At 55.6% G+C, this 20,631-nt stretch carries 11 protein-coding genes; all 11 read right to left on the bottom strand.

Annotated features, from left to right (window positions below; all coding sequences use genetic code 11):
- Window positions 1-202: 202 nt before the first annotated feature.
- A complete protein-coding gene (locus FHS27_RS06140) occupies window positions 203-571 on the bottom strand; it encodes a recombinase family protein (protein WP_184303104.1) in 369 nt (122 codons plus the stop codon).
- Window positions 572-833: 262 nt separating this feature from the next.
- The gene (gene drmC / locus FHS27_RS30730; RefSeq protein WP_221224904.1) at window positions 834-1,628 is read right to left on the bottom strand and encodes a DISARM system phospholipase D-like protein DrmC; all 795 of its coding nucleotides are present in this window, start codon (window positions 1,626-1,628) and stop codon (window positions 834-836) included.
- 1 nt (window position 1,629) lies between these two features.
- The gene (gene drmB, locus FHS27_RS06130) at window positions 1,630-3,459 is read right to left on the bottom strand and encodes a DUF1998 domain-containing protein (protein ID WP_184303100.1); all 1,830 of its coding nucleotides are present in this window, start codon (window positions 3,457-3,459) and stop codon (window positions 1,630-1,632) included.
- The gene (drmA, locus tag FHS27_RS06125; protein ID WP_184303098.1) at window positions 3,456-6,854 is read right to left on the bottom strand and encodes a DISARM system helicase DrmA; all 3,399 of its coding nucleotides are present in this window, start codon (window positions 6,852-6,854) and stop codon (window positions 3,456-3,458) included. Before drmA ends, drmB begins: the two co-directional genes overlap by 4 nt.
- Window positions 6,855-7,032: 178 nt before the next feature.
- A complete protein-coding gene (dcd, locus tag FHS27_RS06120) occupies window positions 7,033-7,644 on the bottom strand; it encodes a dCTP deaminase (protein ID WP_184303096.1) in 612 nt (203 codons plus the stop codon).
- Window positions 7,641-8,831 carry a hypothetical protein gene (locus tag FHS27_RS06115; protein ID WP_221224902.1) on the bottom strand — a complete coding sequence of 397 codons (1,191 nt, stop codon included), beginning with the start codon at window positions 8,829-8,831 and terminating at the stop codon, window positions 7,641-7,643. Before FHS27_RS06115 ends, dcd begins: the two co-directional genes overlap by 4 nt.
- A gap of 140 nt (window positions 8,832-8,971) precedes the next feature.
- Window positions 8,972-9,463 (bottom strand): hypothetical protein, encoded by a 492-nt coding sequence (locus FHS27_RS06110; protein ID WP_184303090.1) that lies wholly within the window; start codon window positions 9,461-9,463, stop codon window positions 8,972-8,974.
- A gap of 241 nt (window positions 9,464-9,704) precedes the next feature.
- Entirely contained in the window at window positions 9,705-11,660 is a 1,956-nt protein-coding gene (locus tag FHS27_RS06105) for a hypothetical protein (protein ID WP_184303088.1), read from the bottom strand.
- On the bottom strand, window positions 11,620-16,341 hold the full coding sequence (locus tag FHS27_RS06100) for a type IIL restriction-modification enzyme MmeI (protein ID WP_184303085.1): 4,722 nt from the start codon (window positions 16,339-16,341) through the stop codon (window positions 11,620-11,622). Before FHS27_RS06100 ends, FHS27_RS06105 begins: the two co-directional genes overlap by 41 nt.
- A gap of 22 nt (window positions 16,342-16,363) precedes the next feature.
- Window positions 16,364-17,116 (bottom strand): hypothetical protein, encoded by a 753-nt coding sequence (locus FHS27_RS06095; protein WP_184303082.1) that lies wholly within the window; start codon window positions 17,114-17,116, stop codon window positions 16,364-16,366.
- A gap of 219 nt (window positions 17,117-17,335) precedes the next feature.
- Window positions 17,336-20,599 carry a DISARM system SNF2-like helicase DrmD gene (drmD, locus tag FHS27_RS06090; RefSeq protein ID WP_184303078.1) on the bottom strand — a complete coding sequence of 1,088 codons (3,264 nt, stop codon included), beginning with the start codon at window positions 20,597-20,599 and terminating at the stop codon, window positions 17,336-17,338.
- Window positions 20,600-20,631 lie beyond the last annotated feature (32 nt).

Here is a 20,631-nt window from a genome sequence, read left to right as displayed (position 1 = left end):
CGCGAACCCAACGTTCGCGGCACCGACAAGACAGTTACGAGAGCACCCCCACATGCCTCAAGCGGCTAAGTCACACCTGTCGCCCAGATTCCCGAGACTTTGTCACACGATGCGAAACCAACCAACAAACCCAAACAAAAAAATTCTCGCCGACGGCCAACCCATCGACGAGAATCAAAGTTCACCAAATCAAGAACCACACCTAATCAATCAACAACATCGTCTTCCCATTCTCCTCGCAAACCGCAGCAAGCTCCGCACATCCACCGTCAACCCAACGCCCCAACCGAGTCCGATCAAAACAAATCACCGCCTCAAAATCATCCCGCCGAGCAACCCACTCCTCCATCATCTCAACCAACCCCGACCGATCCTCCACCGTCCCCGGCCCCGAGTCACAAAACTCCCGAAGAATCCGCACCCCATTCGCCGCCGCCCACCGCCGAACAAAATCACGTTGCACTTCAACCGATCGTCCCTCGTCATCCAACGAAGACCGAAAGTAAGCCACCGCCCGAGTCCCAACCGACTCCACCGCCGGCAGCAAATCCAAATTCAATTCATCAACCACGAGACAAACTCCCTCGCAAAGCTAAGATCAAGCCGCCGGCCCAACGCCAACGAACCCAACCCAACACTTACGAGAGCACCCAAGCAGTCATCAAGCGGCTATGCCCGGTTCGGCACCAAGATTCAAGACATCACAGACGGCCGCCGTTCTGTAGCGTCGATTGTATTCGGTGATCAAACGAAGCGTCCTTGCGATTTCGATACGTTCTGGTTTGTGAACCGGCGATTCCGGTTGAAAACACAAGCCGCTTAATCTCGAGAACTCACAAAGCTCGACAGAAAAGATCGGCTTCCAGCATGTTCTTGAAATGAAGTGACGTCTTGTTCGCGAGATGTTCCGAGTTGAGATACAACCCAACCTCGATGTTTCTCTGTTGGCCGGCTTCGGTGAAGTTGGCGGAGGAGATGAAGATGTGACGCCGGTCAACGATGACGCATTTGGCGTGTAGCGAAGAGCGAACGCGTCCTTCATCGGAAACGGATCGAGGATCGTAGTAGACGGATGGCAAACGACTTCCGCTGGGCCATTGAGTTGTCTTGAAACGCTCGATAAATCGCGAGACCAGGATGTCAGACTTGGTGGTGTCGCGATCTGGACGTGAAATGTTAAGGAAGAACTCCACTTCGAGTTCTGGGACTTTGTCCATACGTTTTGCGAGGGCTTCAAAAACCATTTGGCCTTGATAGACCGCGTATCCGACAACGGTGACTGACCGCTCGGCGTGTGCGAACATTTCTCGAACTACCACGGAAGTGTCGCGGTTGGTGATTCCGGGTGCTTCTGGGCCTGATGTCACCAAGTCGATTTCACTTGATCGCTTGTCGCGGTGCGATTGTCGATCTGACAAAAGCCTTTCCAGCAGTACGGCCACCTGATCGGAAGTAAAGTTCAGATTTGAAAGTGCATCCAGCTCTTGGACGACAGCATCACAAAGGTCACGAGAAACAAGTCGGCCTATTTGCAGCGCAGATCCTGGCAACGTAACACGGCCCGATTGAAGTCCACTCGCAATCGCTTTGAGAGAGTTATCACTGAGCTGAGAAAAGACGTTGTGCATACTAGCTCAGCCCAAAGAACTCGATGCCCAAGTTGTCAACCGTCGGAACGACCAGTGCCCGATCGAGAAACTCGTTGTGTTGCTCGCACGATGTCTCGGAAATCAGCAAGCATCCATGACAAGCGGCCCCATGGAGGAATCGCCGTTCGTGTTGATTGGCCGGTTCATGCTGTGCACAAACGGGATCGTTGGAACACAGCTCACCCATCTCAAGAGCGCCGCGAATGTGCTCGTGGATTCGACGGCCCACCTGGATCAATCCGCCAAGCGTTCCTTCAGCGTCCGAAGTTCCGGTGTAAAGCAGCACTCCGTAGCCGATGTCGGGGATTGTGTAGATCCGTTCGCGAATCGAACTGGCGGGATAACCGCACTCAAGCGAGACCGCCGTGATAAGCATGTGGGCGAAGGAATGAAACAAAACGTATGGAAGCAGCCCACCCTCTTCCACGAACTTCTTGGTCGCTCCACTTCGCTCGGCTTTCCAAGCTTCATAGCCGCCAAGCAAACGCATCCCACGGGCCTGAACCTCGGGCCGGGTCGCCCAATTCTCAACCACTTCTTTTTTGAACTGAATGAAGACGCCTTCGCCACGGTTTTCGACCGCAGGAAGCCAAGTGATCTCGCGAGCAAGCGAGGCACGCCGAACACCCATCTCGAGTTCGCCGTCGATGTCCGGCGAAACCGCCTCGAAACGTGTGAACCCAACCTGAGCCATCACCTCGCGAAGCCGATGCACCAGCACGATACGCTCGACCGACTGCATCCACGGTTTGTCCCAAACCTCCTTCGGCAGAGTTCTGGCAAAGAAGTTTCCATCGGGTTTATCGTCGCCAAGCTCATCTTTGCTAGCGATTAGCGTCTCCATCTCCGCTTGCTTGATTGTCTTCGGTGGCCCAGCCGACTGACCGCGACGCATCTTCACTTCGGCAAACACTTCTTCGTTGTCGTAGCCGTCGAGAGCCGCATTGACCTTGGCTTTCTTGCGTTCGTACTTGAGTTCGCCGACGTCTTCCACTTCACCGATGAAATCCCAAACCAACTCGACTGCTTCACGAAGCTCGACATTCCGATCGGGCAGTGAAATCACGCTCATCAATTGAGTGAAGTAAGCATTGCTCGCCGTTCGGATTAGCAGCCGATTCGGCTCTCCGCATTTCTCATTGGCGTAAGCTCCGAGCCACGGACGGCTTCCGTCACAGCGCAGCATCGTGTCCGGCTGTTCGATTGCGAGTGCCATGCTGCGTTCGGCGTTGCCACATTCGCATCGAACATAGACCTCGGCCAAATCGCCACTCGTGCCACGCTCTTCGATCCAAAGCTGTCTTCGACACTCCGTGTTGCCGCCATGCACGAAGTTGTACCAGTCAATGTCACCGATATGGCCACTACGACACGCTCGAACGAAACGGACGGGAACGACGCTGCGTCTCTTTTTGTTGTCGTCAATAAACTTCCCCTTCGTCAGCCGTTTGCGATGCACCAACATGCGTGCACGCACGACGCCGAAGCTCGCATCACGATCAACGTCCTGCGTAATGAACCACTCGGGGAACTGCCATGCCGTGATCCCGGTTTGCGGGGCTGTCGGGTCATCGTTGTCGGGGGGCGGACTGAAAAGCTTCAGCACTTGCAGTGGCGGATCAAACAACTGCTTGAGTTTTTCGACCAACCGCGGCTCGATGACTTCATCTCCACTGGCCGACCAGAAATCCAGGCCGCCGATGAGCACCGAGTGATTCGGAAGGTCCATCATCGAGCCCGGACCAAAAGAAGTGATCAGTTGGCTTTGTCGAATTTGTCCGTGGGGACGTGCTCCAGGTTTCTTGCTCATTGATCATCCTCCACGTCAATCTCGATCCCGTCGATGGTCTTTAGCCACAGATTGACACTTGGCTCAACATCTCGCATCGAACGATTGGCACGAAACTTGTCATGACGTTTCGGAAGCATCTTCAATTCCGGGTTCAGAAACTCGTAGAGCAACCGTTGGGCACTGCCGGTTTCGGTTTGGTACTGCAAGGCACCGCCCGTGTCGTGCAGTTCTTTTGCAATCGTGCTCCACGTATCCAGCAGATCCTTGCAGCGATCGAGAACCTTTTGTCGAAGCTCGACCGCGTCCGGCGAAGAGGAATCGTGGTGCGTCTCCAACGCCCGGTCAGCGAGTTGCTCGACCGCAAACTGCAAGCTCGGCATCTCACGCAAGATCTCCGTCGCACCACGCGGTGGCGTCATCGGCAAGTGTCCGTGACGTGCCAGCGCGATGAACGTACCAGCCAAGCCGCGGTCGAGTGCTCGCGGTGAGAACGGTGTCACGCTGGTCGCTTCCACGCTGCGATAGAACGACTCGTGGAAGGCCGCAAATCGTTCGTAATGCGAGCGGTCACGCGGTCGGTGAATATTCAGAATTGTGATCACCAGACCGGGTCGCTTGTCATCACGACCAACACGGCTGGTCGCTTGAATGTACTCGCTGCTGGTCTTTGGTTGCCCAAAGCACACCATCAAGCCCAGACGCGTGATGTCCAAACCGACCGAGATCATGTTTGTCGCGATCGCCACGTCGACGCGGTCTTTCTCTTTGAACGCTTGCTCCAATCGTCGCTTCGCTTCGGAAACCTTGTCCGTACTCACTCGGCTGGTCAGTTCCACCGGCTCGTACGCGATCGTGCGATCCTTGAACAATCCCTCCATTTCACCGATTCGTTTTCGGCTACCTCGACCAGTCAACTGTGTTCGCACTTCGTCTTCGATCAACCGACGAGCACCACCGAGTTCTCGCAAACTGTTGAAGTACCCGAGCAGAGTCATGTAGGGATCAGCGGGATTGGGATCCGCTTTAGCGCCGCCGCGTTCGTGATACGCCTTCTGTGACGCCGCGAGCAGTGCGAGGTAGAGCCGCAACATGATCACTTTCGGACTCCGTCCTTGCGCCGCGATGCCGACGTACTTTCGTGCATTACTTTCCGCCGTCGAGTGAGTCCGAGCGAAAAACGAGTCGCGGATGTCCGGTCCCGGCGGCGGGAACACATCCACGTCGGGTCGATTGAACAACGAACGGATCTGACTGAGTGCCCGGCGCACCGTCGCCGTCGAAGCGATGATCTTCGGCCGGACGTCCTGGCCATCGACTTGAATTGTCGACAACTCATCCAATGCCGTTTCATACAACCCAACCATCGTCCCCAACGGTCCGGAAATTAGGTGCAATTCGTCCTGAATCACAAGGTCGGGCGGCGGCAAACGATCAACCGGCAATGGACGTCCCGAACCGGTATCGCAGGGTCCGTAGAAACCTTCGCTGTCGACACGGTTCACCTTGCCAAAGAAGCCACCGACCTCGCCCGTCCACGGCATCGCGGCGAATTTGTCGACCGTCGCGATCAGGAAGCACGGCAGGCGACGATAGATCGGTTCGTCGACCGAAAGAACTGGCAGCGGGTTGCCGCGAGAAAATTCGCACCGGCGATTCGCGCACGTCACACGCAAATCGGTCGGGTTGTCGGTGTTCGGCACCAACTGAAACGAATTGGATCGAAACTTGGTCCCGCACCAAGGGCACTCTTCCAACGGAATCGGCGAAGGCTTGCGGTCGTCGTTCTTGAACGCGATTGTTTTCGCTCGTGCTGACTCGCGGTCGCTCTCACCCTTGCGACCCATGCGATTGGGCGTCGCCGCGCGGCCGACCCACAAACCGATCTCGAACGGCCACTCGCCCAACTTTTCAACATCCTTCTGCCGCTCCAATTCCAACGCACAAACCAACGCCGCGGCTCGGCCAAGTTGATCCAACGTCAACAACCGAAGTGTGTATCGCATCAACACGCTCAGCCCCGACGATGTTAGCCCAGGGTTGCGAAGTCGACGCAGCACCAACGTGAACGCGGCCAGCCCGAGATAGGCTTCCGTCTTACCACCACCGGTCGGAAAGAACAGCAAGTCGACCAAGTCGCGGTCGTGACTGGTCGGCTCTGCGATGCCCTTCAAGTTCATCAAAATGAATGCCAACTGGAACGGTCGCCACGCCGGCGTGATCTCTTCGGGAGCCTTTCCCAACTGCAACGCCAGCCGGCGTCGCCCCTGAGCCGCCATCGTCTTGTTGGCGATGCGAAACGCCTCCAAGCAATCCGGGTCAGCCAACAATTCGATCCCCGCTTGAATGCGGCCGGCGGCCAAATCGGCACGATGCAGCAACTCCTTCGCAGTATCCATGCGTCGCTGCGAGAGTCCGCCGAGCCCGGACGTTTGCTTTGCGATCCAGTCGCGATAGCTGCTGGCGAATCCCCCCAGTTGTTCCATCGCGTCATCGCCATCGCGAAGGAACGCCAGCGTTTCCATGTTCAGTGTCACACCGTCAATCTTTGACGGAGCCACCTTTTCAACTTCCGCGGTCGGTAGATGGCAGGTGCGAACGGTTTTGCAGAGCCCATCCTCGATTACAGACTCGGTCGCCACGCTGTGTCCCACCGAAAACTCGAACGAATCGCGATACTGCAAGTCGGAGACGCGTTCATCCCAGTCGTCACTTTCGAGGCTCCGCAGGTTTGGCCTCGCGATGAACGACAGATCGCTTTGCACTTCCAGCTCGACTTGGAAGATAAACCCTTCGTCGCGTACTTCATCCGGCGACGCCTTGCGCCGATTGACCACGAACATCGACAAGCTTCGTGTTCCCTTCGGCAAACCACCATCGACGTCACCATCGGGCACGCCACGCAACGACCAGACGATTTCAACACCTCGGCTACCTGGCACGTCGACCACGCCCTGTGCGGGCACCTTCTTGCCGAGTGCCACCGAGACAATCTCTTCGTGCGGGTTACGTCGCCACTGAACCGGTGCACCCTGCTTGCTGCCCTCTTCCTGCTCGACACGCAAATATTCACCGAAGCGAACGATCGCTTGCAGTTCCCGCGTTTCAGCCGGCACCAGAACGCTTAATCCCAGGCTGCTGGGCAAATACGATCGCCGCGCCGCCGACTTCTCCGGCTCTGCATTCTCATCAACACCGGCGACCGCCGGAGTCTGATCCATGTCATCATCGCTGTTGGGATCAAACCGCTGTTCTTCATCGGCATCCGTCGGCACCAGAAACCCGGTCAGGTACCAACGCGACGGAGCCTGCGGCAAAACCTCGCGATGATCACCGAGTGCCCCCGACGGGCCAATCAAATCAATCTGCAACGCATCCAGCAATGATTGGCGGACTTGAATTGGTTCAGTGCTCATTGAATGGGCTTCATGCTCGTCTGTCGAAACTGCAGATTTTGGAAGGTCTGATTGTATCAGCCCAGCAGCCTCTCAACAGACGGCAGCGTTCAACGATTCACGATGAGCGTGCTTTCACTGAAGCACTATAATGCCCCCGTCTCCGAAGACAGAGATCGTGATAAATGCCACTAAAGCATTATGACCAGAATGCCGTTTCCTGATCCCCATGGATTTTGCTGAACTCGGGGCCTGTCGGGCAATCGTATTTGTTTCCGCCGCTCGCTTTCGCTGTAGCATCACGGTAGTCCGCTTCCTTGTCGGCATCAAAGAACACTAACTGTGCAATCCGCATACCTGGCCTTAGAACAATCGGCACTTCACCATCATTCACAAGCTCCAGAGTGATACAGCCTTTGAATCCTGGGGCAACGCTACAAGCGGTTGCGATGATCAACCCGAGTCGCCCCCAAGAGGAGCGTCCTTCAACCATCGCTGCCAAATCTCGCGGCATCGAGATGTACTCGAGCGTGGCAGCAAGAACTAATTGCCGCGGATGAATAACAAAAGGCTGCTTGGTTTGGACCCTAACCTTTTGCTGCGTCCGGTAAAGACTCTTGCTGAGAAGCGAAGCCTCGCTTGGATCAATGTGCGAAACGGCGGCACGCTGAAGAATTATGAACTGATGTCCGATCCGCACGTCAATCGAAGCCGCCTGCACTTGCGAAGGGTCAAGAAGTGGGGAGATTGCCAAAGGATCATCAGCGCGATGGATTCGATCCCACAGCGGTTTTTTGGAAAGCACGCTCATTTAGTCGCCGCCCAATCGCTGAAATTGCGTTTTAACTCTGCATCTTCAATTGCCTTGAGCATTAGTCGACAAAGTCGATGGAACGTATCAAGTTCAAGCTGGCTAGACTTTTCCAGTCGCAACCGCTCGAGCCAGCATGCCATGACGATGCCAGTCATGGAGGCCGCTTTGCTCTCTTGCTTTTGGCCTTCAATCAACTCACTCGGTGGGACATTCATCATTAGTCGACCTAGCAGCAGAGGGATCTCCTGAAGCGTTTCGGACCATCGTTTCGGAAATTGGGACGCCTTGGCAACTACAAAGTCACCCGCGTCGGAGATGCACTCTTCTACAAGATCGTATACTTGCACCGAGAGTTCCCTTAACGGTTCGGATGCCAAGTCATTGCTTCCAAAGGTCATTTGCTCCTCCGAAACACTCGACTTCAGCGCAGTTGAGTGCTCAGCCAATCCAACCTGTTCAAGCTGGATCGAAAGCTGATCCAGAAGATCGCCCGCCCCGAGCTTTCGTTCCAGGAAATCAAGAACCACCCGAATGCGCATTCGCCAAGGCGGATAGTATTGAGACTGAGGAGTTGGCGGTGAGTTCATCTCTTGAGTCGCGGCAAAACCTGAAAGGGTCCAAATTGCTGCGGGACCAAACAACGCTGTGGCACCCATGTCGCACATCAACTCGGTTATTGCTTTCTCCCACTGCTGCGTCGCATGATCGAGCAACGCGTCCAGCCTCTGCTGAAAAAACAGATCTGCTGGCACTCCCATTTTCGCGAGATGTTGCTGACAGAGATCCCGTAGTTTCGGTCTATACTTCGGTTTCTCTGCGACGAAAAAATCAGTAACGATTGGATGAAAAAGTTCGTGACCAATCAGAACATGCAGAAAGCCATTTGCCCGGTGCAGACGTGGGAGATAGATGGTTACTGAATTCCCACCCCAACCAATCATGTAGTTCATATCCGGGGTGGTTGTGATCAAAACCTGGTAGCCCGGCAAAATTTGACGAGCTAGTGTTTCGATACTCGGCACCAGGCTCCAGGGCACCTCATCGCTACGAGCTTTCTCGAGGACCTCGAGATATCGCCTTCTGCTCACCATCTTGCGGAATTCAGAGACCAACCGATCTGCGGCTCCATCAGGATCGTCCACGCGGTCAGCTTCAATTTGATCAAGGTCCGCATTCGCGGCCAAGCAAGTTGCCTGTTGCTCCGAGACAAGAGTCAACGCGATGGTGCTGGGGAACTCACAAGACTCAAGCTTTTGAAGCGCCGTTTGATAACGATTCAGTTCGTATCGAACATGAAGCAGTACTCGTTTGAACTGGTGCGGTGTCATTGGTAAGAAAAGCGGTCTTGAAGCATTTGAGTTCCTCCTGCTGGAGATCGTAGCGCGCTATCAGCTTTTCCACCGAGCAACTTGCCTAACTGAGAAAAGAAACGAGCGGCAGACTCAACAGACTCGGCCTGCGGAGGAGTGTTTGAGAGCACATTGTCGATTGTTTCTCGAATGCTGCCAAGGAAATCCACTAACTCCTCATACTGCTTCTTTTCCGGGCTAGGCATCGAAGGCTGGGCGAAACCAAATCGAATGTCAGCAGACCAAGTCAAAGGAGACAGTGACGACGATGCCGATGCGACGTCACCGGTTGCAACGAACCGACCGCCACTTAATGCTTCATCCAGAAACCGAAGCGACTCTTTCAGGGAATCGGGATCTCCGAGTTGGTTGCGTTTAATCCATAAACGAAGCTGTGAAGCGACGCGAACGGCCATGTCGGCACTGTGGACGAGTTCGTCAATTCTCCGAAGATCTTCTGTGGTCATAATTATTTGCCTCGATTGACATCCGTGTTTTTTCCGCGAAGCGGGTCCGTTCGGGATCATCCAATGATCACCGAAACTACGCAACATCAATCTAGCTGAGCATTTTACGCCGCCAAATCTGGCCGAACAACGGCACCTGCCCGGAAAACTCGGTCTTTGAGCCGACGGGATGCGAGTATTCCTAGCGAATGACGCGCCAAGGCCATTTTGCCGGTTCGTTACGGTTGGAGTCGACTCTTCCTCAAAACGCTTTCCGCAGTAACAACCCATCGGGGCTTCGGCCGTGGAGGACGTCGGCGACGGCGGGGTGATCTTGGGAATAGGCTTCGGGGGCGTCGGCGGTTGTCATAATGTACTGGAACGAAACGTCGGCGGGTTCGCAGAGTCCCTGCATCCACTCGGCGGTGCTGAGCAGGTTGGTGAATAATTCGGATTCCGCTTCGCCCTCGCGGGGACCGTCATGAATGAGCAGGCGGGGATGGCGGCCGATTCCGCACATGCTTGCCAGAACGCATCCGAGATCGAATGCCAAAATGTTCTCGATCGTGGTCAAAGCGGTGCCGTGACGAGTGGTTTCTTGGCTGCGGCTCGGGCGAAATCCGCCGGCTGTTTCTAGCTTTCCCCTCACCACGTGCCCCATGACTCGCGACAAGGCATGAGAGTAGTGCTGCTCAACTCGAGTCAGGCTGGATCGACTGGCTTCGCTCTTCTCCTCTTGCCGAATGACGTTCTGGTGAAAATCTACATCGGATTCCGACATGTCCGCTTGATGCTTTGACGTATCAAACGTTTTGATCGCCGCCGCCAAACTCGATGTCATCGCGGCAAGTTGATCCCACTTCGCGAACGAGGACTGACGATTTGACCGATTGGTTTGCACCCGTTCTCGCAGTTCACCGAGTTCACGTTCTGTCGCCTCGTATTCTTCATTGACAGAAGCCAAGCTCGACGAGCATACGTCGCGATGTGCCTTTGCATCCATTTGTTCGGATCGAAGACGGTCCAGATGCGATTCCTCCTTGATAGCTCCACCAGCCGACAAGTCTTTCTCGATCTCGAGCCGCCATTGGCACTGAGCGCCGGCGGGACAACCGGGGGGCGGTTTGTCCTCCTTCACCTCGCTGGCCAAGTTGTTTGTCGACTGCTGTAGCTTGGCTTTGGCCTGCTCTTCCTGTCGCATCGCTTCGGATTGCTCGTCACGGAGCCGTTTGAACTTGCCCTCTGCTTTGGTGAGTAATTCGGTATCTGCTCGTTCTGCGTCGGCATTAAATGACTGGATCGACCCAAACTGATCCTTGATGAACGCAATCAATTCGCCAGCTAGTTCTTCGGTCGCGATCGCCTCGTCGTCGTCCGAACGCAGTGGTGGCACAAAACCGGTGGCGTCTTTCAACGAGTCATACAGTGTTGCCAGTCGTGTGGCATTTTTCTCGTGCGTCGCCGTGTTCACCTTAGATTCAGTTCGTGACGTTTGCTTCAGATTTCGAGAGTTCACCTCCGCGGGAGACATCATCCCGGCCAGCCACTTCATTAGCAGACGATTGGTCGACGGCGAGTTCGGCGGACCTGAATTGACATCTTTGTCACGCCACGAATCGGCTTTATGAAAACCGAACTGCGTGTCTCGAGCCAGCCATGGCAAGATGTCTGCGAATCCAGCTTCCTTCGTATTGGGAAGCGAGAACTTCGGAAGCTCGGCCTTCATTTGAGCGTCGATTTCCTCAAAAAAGACGTCCATCGGCAGCCTGGCATCTGGGGCATCCAGTGAACTTGCCCAATCGAAACCGCGAACAACGTAGCCCGGTTGCCACCGTTCATCCAAAGCCCTCACGATCGTCCATTGACCGTCGGCTAAATGCCATTGAGCAACCGCCAAACCGAACGGGTACGCCTCACGAACTCGGTCCATCGTCGCTCGGTCGCCAAACCAAGGATCGCCAAGCGTGTACCGCAACAGTCGAACCAAAAGCGTCTTTCCGACATCATGAGCGACGCATCGACGTTCGCCTGGCTTGCGTCGCTCCGTACGAACAACGTTCAATCCGCGCGTGAACGGAATACGACGTAGTTCTTTGTTCGGATCGGGATGCGATAGCAGCACGATCTTTTCCGCCCACAACATGGGCGAGGCGATACCGGCTGCGATCTCGACCGGTTCAAGATGCTGGTCTGGCGACAGCAAATGGAGCTGATGCACGAATAGAATCCTCCGTAACTTCGATGACTGAATTTTCCGCTTCTTTTTCTCTCTGGACGATGTCCCGAATTTGGTCGAGCTTCTCTGATTCACCGTCGGTCAGCTCGCCCAACGGAGACGGCTGCATGATGAGCTTCAAGAACTCGATCTCGCCGCGGGCCGTTTGGGTGAGCCATCCCTTCCGCACGGCACGGCCGACGATTTTTTTCATGCTCACCGCGGGCTTGAGGCGTTTCTGGCGGTCTTCGGAAAGGTAGCCACGGAAGCGACGATGCTTGTCGTTACGCCACAGCACGATTGACTCGCCGAACAGCACCCGGTCAACCAGTGTGCCTTCGCCCCAGGCAGCCAAGATTGCCAACGTCATGCGGTCGTCGTCGGTCAACGCTGCTTGGTCATCGTCCGACGCCATCTGGTCGTCCAGCAACGGCATGGGCAATTCGTCCTTGCCCTTCTTCGGTGCCTTGGCTTCTTCCTTCTTTTGCTTGGCGAGTAACAACTCTTCTTTGTGTCGTTGTTCGTTGAGTTCGAGGAGTCGGGCGAGGACTTCGTCGCGGAAGTCGTCGGGCCAGCGGAGACGCCAGGGCTTTTTCTTTTTGGACTTCTTCGCCCCCGGCTGGTCGTCCTCTTCCTCTTCGTAGTCGAGCAGGAACTCACAGCGAGCCGTCTCGGCCAAGTCGTCCCACCCGTAAGCCCGCAACACGTCCCGATCCATCTCGTCATGAAGCTCGCGAAGTTCTAGGATGCCGGGGTCGCGTTCGTCGGGTGAGTGAAAGCGGTTGTAGGTCTTCGTCAGACCTTCGTCATTCGAGATCATCACATTTCGTCGCAATTGAAAATACTTCTGCCCACTGGTACTAAGGGCAATTTCACCGTCCCTTGGAAAGGGAAATGTCTGGAAGCAATCTGACGCAGTGTATCGAAGCCGATCTTCAAGTGACGACGAAAAGAAGCGAGCCCATACCTCGTGAATCCGCGATTGCAGTATTGCAAACTGCCAATTCGACTCGATGGCAAATAGAACCAACTGTTCGGAGTGAACCATCCCAACATCCAAAAACGTAAATCCCATATGCTGCGTTACACGTGGGATTACCAGAACTCGTTGCATCTCCGCGATTTGCCGATAGAAGTCTGGCCGATGTGCTTGATATGCCCACCATCGTTTTTTTAGAGGGACGTTGTTTGGATTCGATCCCAACGAATCACGGCCCGGTTTAACTTTTGTGGCAACGATTTCACGCAAGTGCGGGAAGTTGCTCAGTCCTTCTTCTTCCGCAATGTCTGAGAAGTAAATCGCGGACCGACGTGGTTCATGCGTAGGAGTCGAGTTCACTTCGTCGCCGCCGATGTAGGGCTTGATCCGGTCAGCAGCGGAAGGATTTTGCTCGATGATTTCACCGACTTTGGAAAGCGGGGTGCAATCAGCATCATCCTCAGCAAAGAGGAATCCTTGCCCGTATATCTTGCAACCGAGGGAAAAGTCTGGATTGGATGCGAGTCGAACAGGCGACTCGTCCATGTCGCCGTTTAACAAGTATGCGTTGATTCGATTAACAATTGCTCCTTCAAGCAACGGAGATTGCGGAAATGAGTCCTTTGCAGTGTGAACAATTGCAACCATCACGGCGGCGGCTCCTGGCCAACGATATTGCTTGGTAGCGCTGTAAATCACGCCGCCTGCTTTCAATATCGGAACAAGTCCGCCTTCGCGGGTGTCACCCTGACTTACAGTCTTTGTAGCAATAAGTCCGAATGTCCCGAGTGATCGAAGACGCTCGTAACAATTCCTGAAGAAATAGGCGACTTGGTCGCAATGATGTCCGGCTGGAGGAAAGCGGTCCACGAGCCACTGAAAATACTCCATGCCTACTTCTGATGAAATTCGCGTTCCTCCCAAGAACGGCGGATTCCCAACAAACGCATCGAACCCGCCATTCTCACGTGAAAACACTTCAGGGAACTCGATCTCCCAATGAAACGCGGGGATCGGGTGCTCGCCTTCTTGCAAGGACTTTGCCGCGGTTTCGAGCGACTTGCGTAACTCGTGGTCGAGCTTGCCCTCTTTAAGCTTTTCCAGGTGCGCGCTGGCGATGCCGAACAACTGGTCGACGCGGTCTTCTCGCTCTTTCTTTTTCTTGCCAGCGAAGAAGGCACTGACGCAGGCGTCGCCGAGCAAACGAATGCCGCTGAGGGCTTCTTCGGCCAACGCCATCTTTTGCTCTTGGTCGCGGTAGGCGACGTCTTCGCGGGCGTTGAGAATCTTGGCGCGGGCTTCCGTCGCTCGGTCCAGACGACGCTGGATCAAGTCTTCACCAAACTTCTTCTGCTTCTTCGGTTCCCAGTGGAAGCCAATGATCTGTTCTCGCGACAATCCGACCAACGAATCGCCGTGACGCAGCGCATGATCCAAGAACGTAAACGCATGATCCCGTGCCAGCGTGACCAGCCACAACGCGAGCTTGGCCAAGTCGACGGCCATGAAGTTTTTGTCGACGCCGTACAAACACCGCTGCGCCACCAGCCGCCGCGCGTACAGTACTTCGTCTTCGTCGGGCGGAATGTCACTCGGCACCGCGTCGTGGGCGTACCACGATTTGATCAACTCATCGCCCAACTGACGACAGGTTTCGACCAAGAACGCGCCGCTGCCCATCGCGGGATCGCAGACTTTCAAATCTAGAATTTGTGACGGATGCGGCGTGCCGACTTCGCGTGCCCGCCGCGCGTGCTCGACGGCTTTCTGCGACAACCGCACGCGGGCATCGAGTTCGCCCTGGGTGTAGCGTTTCTTATCTTCTTTGCTGGGCGAGTAGACCGCCGGCAGCGGTGACTCAATTTCAAGCTCATCCGTCTTACAAGCCCGACGCGCAAGCGAGTGACTGTCTCCGGTGTCATCGGGTTGGTCCTCTCGCTTGCGCTTCGGGCTTGTATTTTCACGGGTGGTTGGATTGCCGCCGACCAACTGGGCGAGGATCGGCTCGAGCGTCGTGCGGACGATCGGTTCGGTCAGCGATCGCGGCGTGTAGTGCGATCCGCTGCGGCGTCGTTCGTCGGACGGTTGCAACACGATCGCGCCCGCCGGGACGACACGCGGCGTGACTTTCTTGGCGATCTTCTTGTCGAGGGCGGTCAGCAACTCTTCAAGGTTGGTCGCGGCCTTAAGTAGCTTGGCATCGGCGGTGCCGACTTTCTGGTCCGCGTTTTCCTTGAGCCACTTGGCTCGGTCTTTGCCGGGCGTTTCGAGTAGTTCGTCCAGGTTGATGGTCGCCGGGGCACCGTGCGACTTGACGGGCTTGATCGCGATCGACTTGCCGGCGGCGACCTGCAAGTTGAATCCCATCACGGTTTCATAAACGCTGCCGATTTGTTCAACGTCGAGGGTTCGGTAGCTGAGTCGTTCGCCGTCGAGGATGAGCAGGTTTTTCAGGACGCGAAAGACGACGCCATCGGAGACACGCGGAACGGTAGGATGGGCATCTTGCCTGTCATCCGTATCGACAGGCTGGAAGCCTATCCCACTTCGCCCCTCCAGGAATGGATAGCGGTCGGGGTCGAACAGGTAGCCTTTGCGGGCCGGCAATTTGAATTCGCTGTGCTGGCCGCCTTCGTAAACCAGGCGAAACAGCGTGACGAGTTGACTCCATGCACCGAATCGCTGATCCATCGTGTCCGGAAACCGCCCATCGTCTTCTCGAAGTCGATCGAACAGACCGGTAACGCTGTAGTGGTTGCTGTAGACCGGATCGCTGGACAGCAAGTCACGGTCTTCGGCGTATAGGATGAACACCAACCGCATCAGCACGGTCAGCAGACCGGAATAGACTTGGTTGGGATCGCGGGCGAGCACGCCAGAGAGTAATTCACCACCGCGAACATCGTTGGCAGCTTGGAAGCCTCGCATCAATTCGTAAAGGGCCGCCAGGACTTGCTCGGCCAATTCCGTCGAAACTGTGTTTTGGTACTTGCGACTGTTGGCCAGGATCGCGGGCAATCGCTGGTTGTCGCCCATCGAGAACATGCGTTCGGCGGACAGCAGCATGTGCAGGGCGGCGAACATCGGCCGGCCGGCGACTTGCGCCATTTCGTCGACGTTAAACGTCGCGTATCCGCTGGTTTCTCCACGAGGCGAATAGACCAGTCGCAGAGAGCGGCCGTTGGACAGCAAGCCGATCGGCACTTCGGTCTCGCGCAGCAGTCGCTCGAATTTGGCCTGCGGCGACGCGTTCCAATGGCGACTGCTATCGGCTTCACCGGCATCATCGAGGTCGGTACCGGTCGACAGTTCTTGGATCAACAACTGCCATGGGTTTTGATCTTCCTCGGGACGGAAGACGGGAACGGCGTGCGTCGGACGCAGCGTTTCGTTGTACTGCGGCAGGACGACTTCCAACCGGCCCATGTCGCCACCAAGCACTTGGCGAGCGGGCACATCGACGAGGTCTTCGGCTTCCCAACCCAGTACGGCTTGAACGAACTCACGCAGATCGCGAAGTTCGGTCCGCGTGACCCCGGCATCGTCTTGCGCCAAACATTCCAAGAACCGGGCATGTTCGCCCATGATGTTCTTGTTGACGTAACACTGAGCCTCCAGCATCGCCGGAATGGAAACGACCAGGCCGATGGGCTGTACGTATCCGAGCCATTCAATGTGAGCGAGTTCTTCAGGTGATTTTGCCATGGTGTTATTTTTTTGTCTGTCCCTAGGTCGACCCAGCTGGTTGTTTGCTTTTCTTTCCTAGGGAAGATCCCGATTTCCGCATCTGCTTGAGCCACTCGACATGCTTCACTTCTCCTCCTGAGCGAGCAGCGACCATGGTGAACCTAACAATCTCACCAGTTCGATTGGGATGTTGCTTTAGCCATTTCAAGTGAGCGAGGTATGGCCCTCCTTGCATCTCAAGGAATGCCTCATAAGCCAAGCGTGGACCAGGGGTTCGCAACGCTAAAGATTCCGTAATTGCATGGGTGTAAAATTGGGCTAGACCTTCCTTGACTTCTGCATCGGATCCAAGGAAGCCGTCAGTTTGCCATTCCCCGCCGTCGATGTCTTTGCCGAGATGTGTGTATCCATGGGCTAATTCATGGATAAGGACAACAATCGTTAAGTCTTCAATTCGCACATCCGCCATAGCGGCCGTCATCGCAATCGCGATCCAATAAATTTCAATTTTGCTTTCCGAACCGTAGAAATAGGCACCTAGGATGTCTTCGCTGATTCCTTTGATTTCTTTTCGGACCTTTTCAGCGATCGCAAGCTTCTGCAGGAACAACCCCAAATCTCGAGAACGAGTCAGCGAGCGTTCCGAACTCTGCCATTTCTTCGGCAACTTCTCCCAATTCTGAAGTTCTTCCCAGAAATTGAGCAGGTAGTCCGCTCCCGCAACCAACCCACCGATCTTCGGCTGGCCGACAATCAATTTCCAAAGCACGGGGTCGTTGTAGCGATTGATCAAATTGGCAAGCTCACTCGAGAAGCCTTCGACCACTCGGACAGGTATCGACTGATTTGAATCCTGGTCATTCAGTCGAAGTCCAGTTGAGTCTCGAATGTGCTTCCGAAGTGTGGCGTTCCATTGCTTTACCGCGCGACCCACCCTTTCCTCTGCATCCGCTGGGATGAGAGGTCGAATTAACTGAGTTGTTTGTTCTTGTACGGAATCCATGTGCGTTGCTTACCCTGTCACTGGCCAGAGGTACACAAGACCAACCGGTTCGATGCGTTTGGCTTGAACGTCGTAGATCCTCGCGATGCGGTCAGGCTCGGTCTTGAGTTCGTCACGCAATTCTTCCAGGCGTTTGGCCCAGTAACGTTTGTTGGCGTCGAGCTGCAGAAGCTCGTCGTCGATTTCACCGAAGTCGAATCGCATTTGATTTGGATCGAGCTTGGAGATTCGCTTGATCGTGTCCGAGATGTGTTTGCGTTGCGTTTCCAAAATCTCTCGCATCGCCTTGGCCTCCGCGGTTCCTCGGGCGGCAAGCTTTCTTTCCGCATCGGCGGCGTATTCTTCGCCGCGTGTTTCTAGATGCGGTAGCAATTCGTGTATGTCGCCGGCTGCGGACTGCTGAAGTTGTTCGACGACTTCGGGTGTCAGCTTGATTCCGCCGGCACCGAGCAGTGAATCGTCCAGCAGGCCCATCGTTTTTGCCTCCGCGTCTTTGGCGTACGGCGAAAGCGGTCCTTTGCGAATGGCGGGGTCGGACCAGCGAGCGGTGACGGGAATCAGCTCTTCGTGCAACCTCGCGGCCCCTTCACCGTACAGGGCCAACCTACCGAGTAGGACGACGCGAGGAATCGAGTCGGTGGCCTGCGCGAAACAGGCGCGGGACAGATCGTGATGGACGAACCCTTGAGCGGTGAACCGGCCGAGCAGACGTTGGACGACGCGTTGTTCAAGATGCAAATGAACGAGATCGTCGCCGACGACGCCGGGATCTTCAAAAATGACCGGCCGGATGGGCGAAGATCGTCGCCACTCCCACAGCTTCTGGTCTCGCTTTCGCGGAACCCGCAGGGTGTCCATCGTTTCGGCCCAGGTTGGATCGGCACCGGATCGTTCGTCGATGGCGGGAAAGGTGAAGCAGGTGGCACCGTTGTCGTCTTTGGTTTCGTCGAGCGTCTCGGTGCCGAGCAACGCCAGCGAACAGGAGATGGCGGACTGAAAATGTTCATCGCTGAGCCCGATGCTTTTACGAGACTTTTCAAGCAGCGTTCGCAGTCGGTCTATTTGTTCGCGAAGTTCGGTTTGACGCATCCGTGACGCTTCGAGCTCGTCTTCGATCGCAGCCCGCTGGTTCTCTGCGATGTCGGTCGCGTCGATCTCGGCTTCCATGTCGTCGATTGAACCGTGACGAATGCCCAGACTCATCGACTTGGTGAGCTTGGCGTCGATGACTTGCGACAGACTGCCGAGTTCTTTTCGGATCGTTTCTGTCTTGCGGACCAGCACTTGCAAAATGCGATCTTCAGGTCGTTGCTTGTAAACGAAGTAGTGGCAAAAGACTTCGTCCTTGGCTTGCAGCTTTCGGTCAATCCGTCCGTTGCGTTGCTCCATGCGGCTCGGGTTCCAAGGCACGTCGAAGTGAAAAAGGTTGCTGCAGTGTGCTTGCAGGTTTAAGCCTTCACGAGCGGCATCGGTCGCGATCAGGATTCGCACCGGATGTTTCTTGGGGTCGGTGTTGAATGCCTGCTTGATCTCCTCGCGTTTGGGCGGTGGGGTCGGACCGTGAAAGATATTGATTCGTGCGTCGGCTCGGTCGCTGCCGGCGATGGCGGATTCCAAACGGCTGACCAGATAGCGTTTGGTGTCGTCGTACTCGGTGAAGATCAAAACACGGGTGTCATTCCACTGGGCACCCTTCTTGCCTAGATCTGGACACATGTTGTCGCGAATCCACTCGATCAGCTTTTCGGTGCGGGCATCGGTCTTACCACGTGCTTGTTCGGCGACGTCAGTCATCTGTTCGAGCAATTGTTGCTCGCGAACGAAGAGCCCCCTGGAGCCCTCGTCGTCGGTCGGCCCCATCGTGCTGGCCGATACCGCTTCCACTTGTGAGGCGACTTCGCTCGACATTTCTTCTTCGGAAAGCGATGCACGCTCGTCATCGCTGTCGACGCTGCCGGACAAGAGGTCGGCGTGACGCGGTGCTTCCGCTTCGGTGATCGCCTCGGCCTGCATCTTTTCCCACTGACGCTTGACGGTCTTGCGGTGGACTTTTAGCGTCTTGGCGAAAGCCTCGATGGATGAAAGCAACCGTTGCTGCAGTCCGGTGATGAGCAAACCGGAAGCGGCCTGCTTCCGTTTGGTTTCACTGCTGAGACGCTCTTCTCGTGTTTGTCGGTATTCATTCAGCAATCGAGAAAGCTTCAGTTCCGGTGCATCTTCGGACAGCCCGTCGATCGTGACTTGAACGACACGACGTTTTGGGAAGCCACCCTGAATGTCGCGGATGTCCTCTTTGATTCGGCGAACGATCGTCTCGTCGCGATGCTTGGCCGATACGGGAACGCCGCGACAGAAGCGTTGGGGATCAAGGATTTCAAGTAGTGCCGAGAAACTGTTGGAGTGCCCGTTATGCGGCGTCGCCGACAAAAATAGCCGATGCTCGAACCTCGGAGCCAAGTCGCGGACCGACCGAGTGATTTGTGAGTCGATCGCGTATTTCTGGCCGCTCGATGGTGCCGCATGGTGGGCTTCGTCCAGGATGAACAACGAGCCGCTGCGGAAGGTGCCAAGGTGATCGCGAAGTGGGCCAGCGTAGGCCTCGTCAATGAGCAACCGATGCGAGATCAGAAAACGGGTGTGGGTGCTCCACGGATTGACGCTGAAACCACGCTCGCGTCGAACACGCTTCATGTATTCCTTGTCGAGGATCTCGAAGGTAAGGCCGAACCGTGATTCGAGTTCTTCTTTCCATTGAAACAACATCGACGGCGGACAGGAAACGAAGATCTCGCGGACCTTCTTCCGCAGCAGCAACTCGCGAGCGATCAGACCTGCTTCGATCGTTTTCCCTAAACCAACATCATCGGCGATGAACAGGTTGACGCGTGGAAGCAGGAGGGCCTTCCGCAGCGGTTCCAACTGGTACGCGTCCAAGCGGATGCCGGCACGGAACGGCGATTGAAATAGTTTCGGGTCAGTCGATGTGACGCAATTCCATTTCAGCGTGTTCAAGTACGCAGCGAACAACTTCGATTCGTCAAAGCCTTTCGCGGCGATCGTTTCCCACGCTTCGCTGGTCAAGACTTGCGGATCGAGTTCTTTTTCCCAGAGCACCTCAAGTGGCGCACCCTGGTTGTCGTCATCAACGCAGGACAACTTGACTAGCGTGCTGTCGGCGACACGTTTGGGTTTGACGATCTGCTCGACCAAGTAGGTTCGTTGCCGAATCCGAGCGATCTGTCCGGGCTGAAGTGTTTCGATGGTGGTCGTCATACTGGCCTTCCTGCCACGCGGCTTTCTGGTCT

Source organism: Aporhodopirellula rubra, from assembly GCF_014192335.1.
In the GTDB taxonomy this organism is placed as follows: domain Bacteria; phylum Planctomycetota; class Planctomycetia; order Pirellulales; family Pirellulaceae; genus Rhodopirellula; species Rhodopirellula rubra.
This window is presented reverse-complemented; position numbering and strand designations above follow the sequence as displayed.

Excerpts from the sequence above, each read along its gene's own strand:
- drmC (WP_221224904.1), bottom strand. The coding sequence starts at position 1,628 with ATGCACAACGTCTTTTCTCAGCTCAGTGATAACTCTCTCAAAGCGATT.
- drmB (WP_184303100.1), bottom strand. The coding sequence starts at position 3,459 with ATGAGCAAGAAACCTGGAGCACGTCCCCACGGACAAATTCGACAAAGC.
- drmA (WP_184303098.1), bottom strand. The coding sequence starts at position 6,854 with ATGAGCACTGAACCAATTCAAGTCCGCCAATCATTGCTGGATGCGTTG.
- dcd (WP_184303096.1), bottom strand. The coding sequence starts at position 7,644 with ATGAGCGTGCTTTCCAAAAAACCGCTGTGGGATCGAATCCATCGCGCT.
- FHS27_RS06110 (WP_184303090.1), bottom strand. The coding sequence starts at position 9,463 with ATGACCACAGAAGATCTTCGGAGAATTGACGAACTCGTCCACAGTGCC.
- FHS27_RS06100 (WP_184303085.1), bottom strand. The coding sequence starts at position 16,341 with ATGGCAAAATCACCTGAAGAACTCGCTCACATTGAATGGCTCGGATAC.
- drmD (WP_184303078.1), bottom strand. The coding sequence starts at position 20,599 with ATGACGACCACCATCGAAACACTTCAGCCCGGACAGATCGCTCGGATT.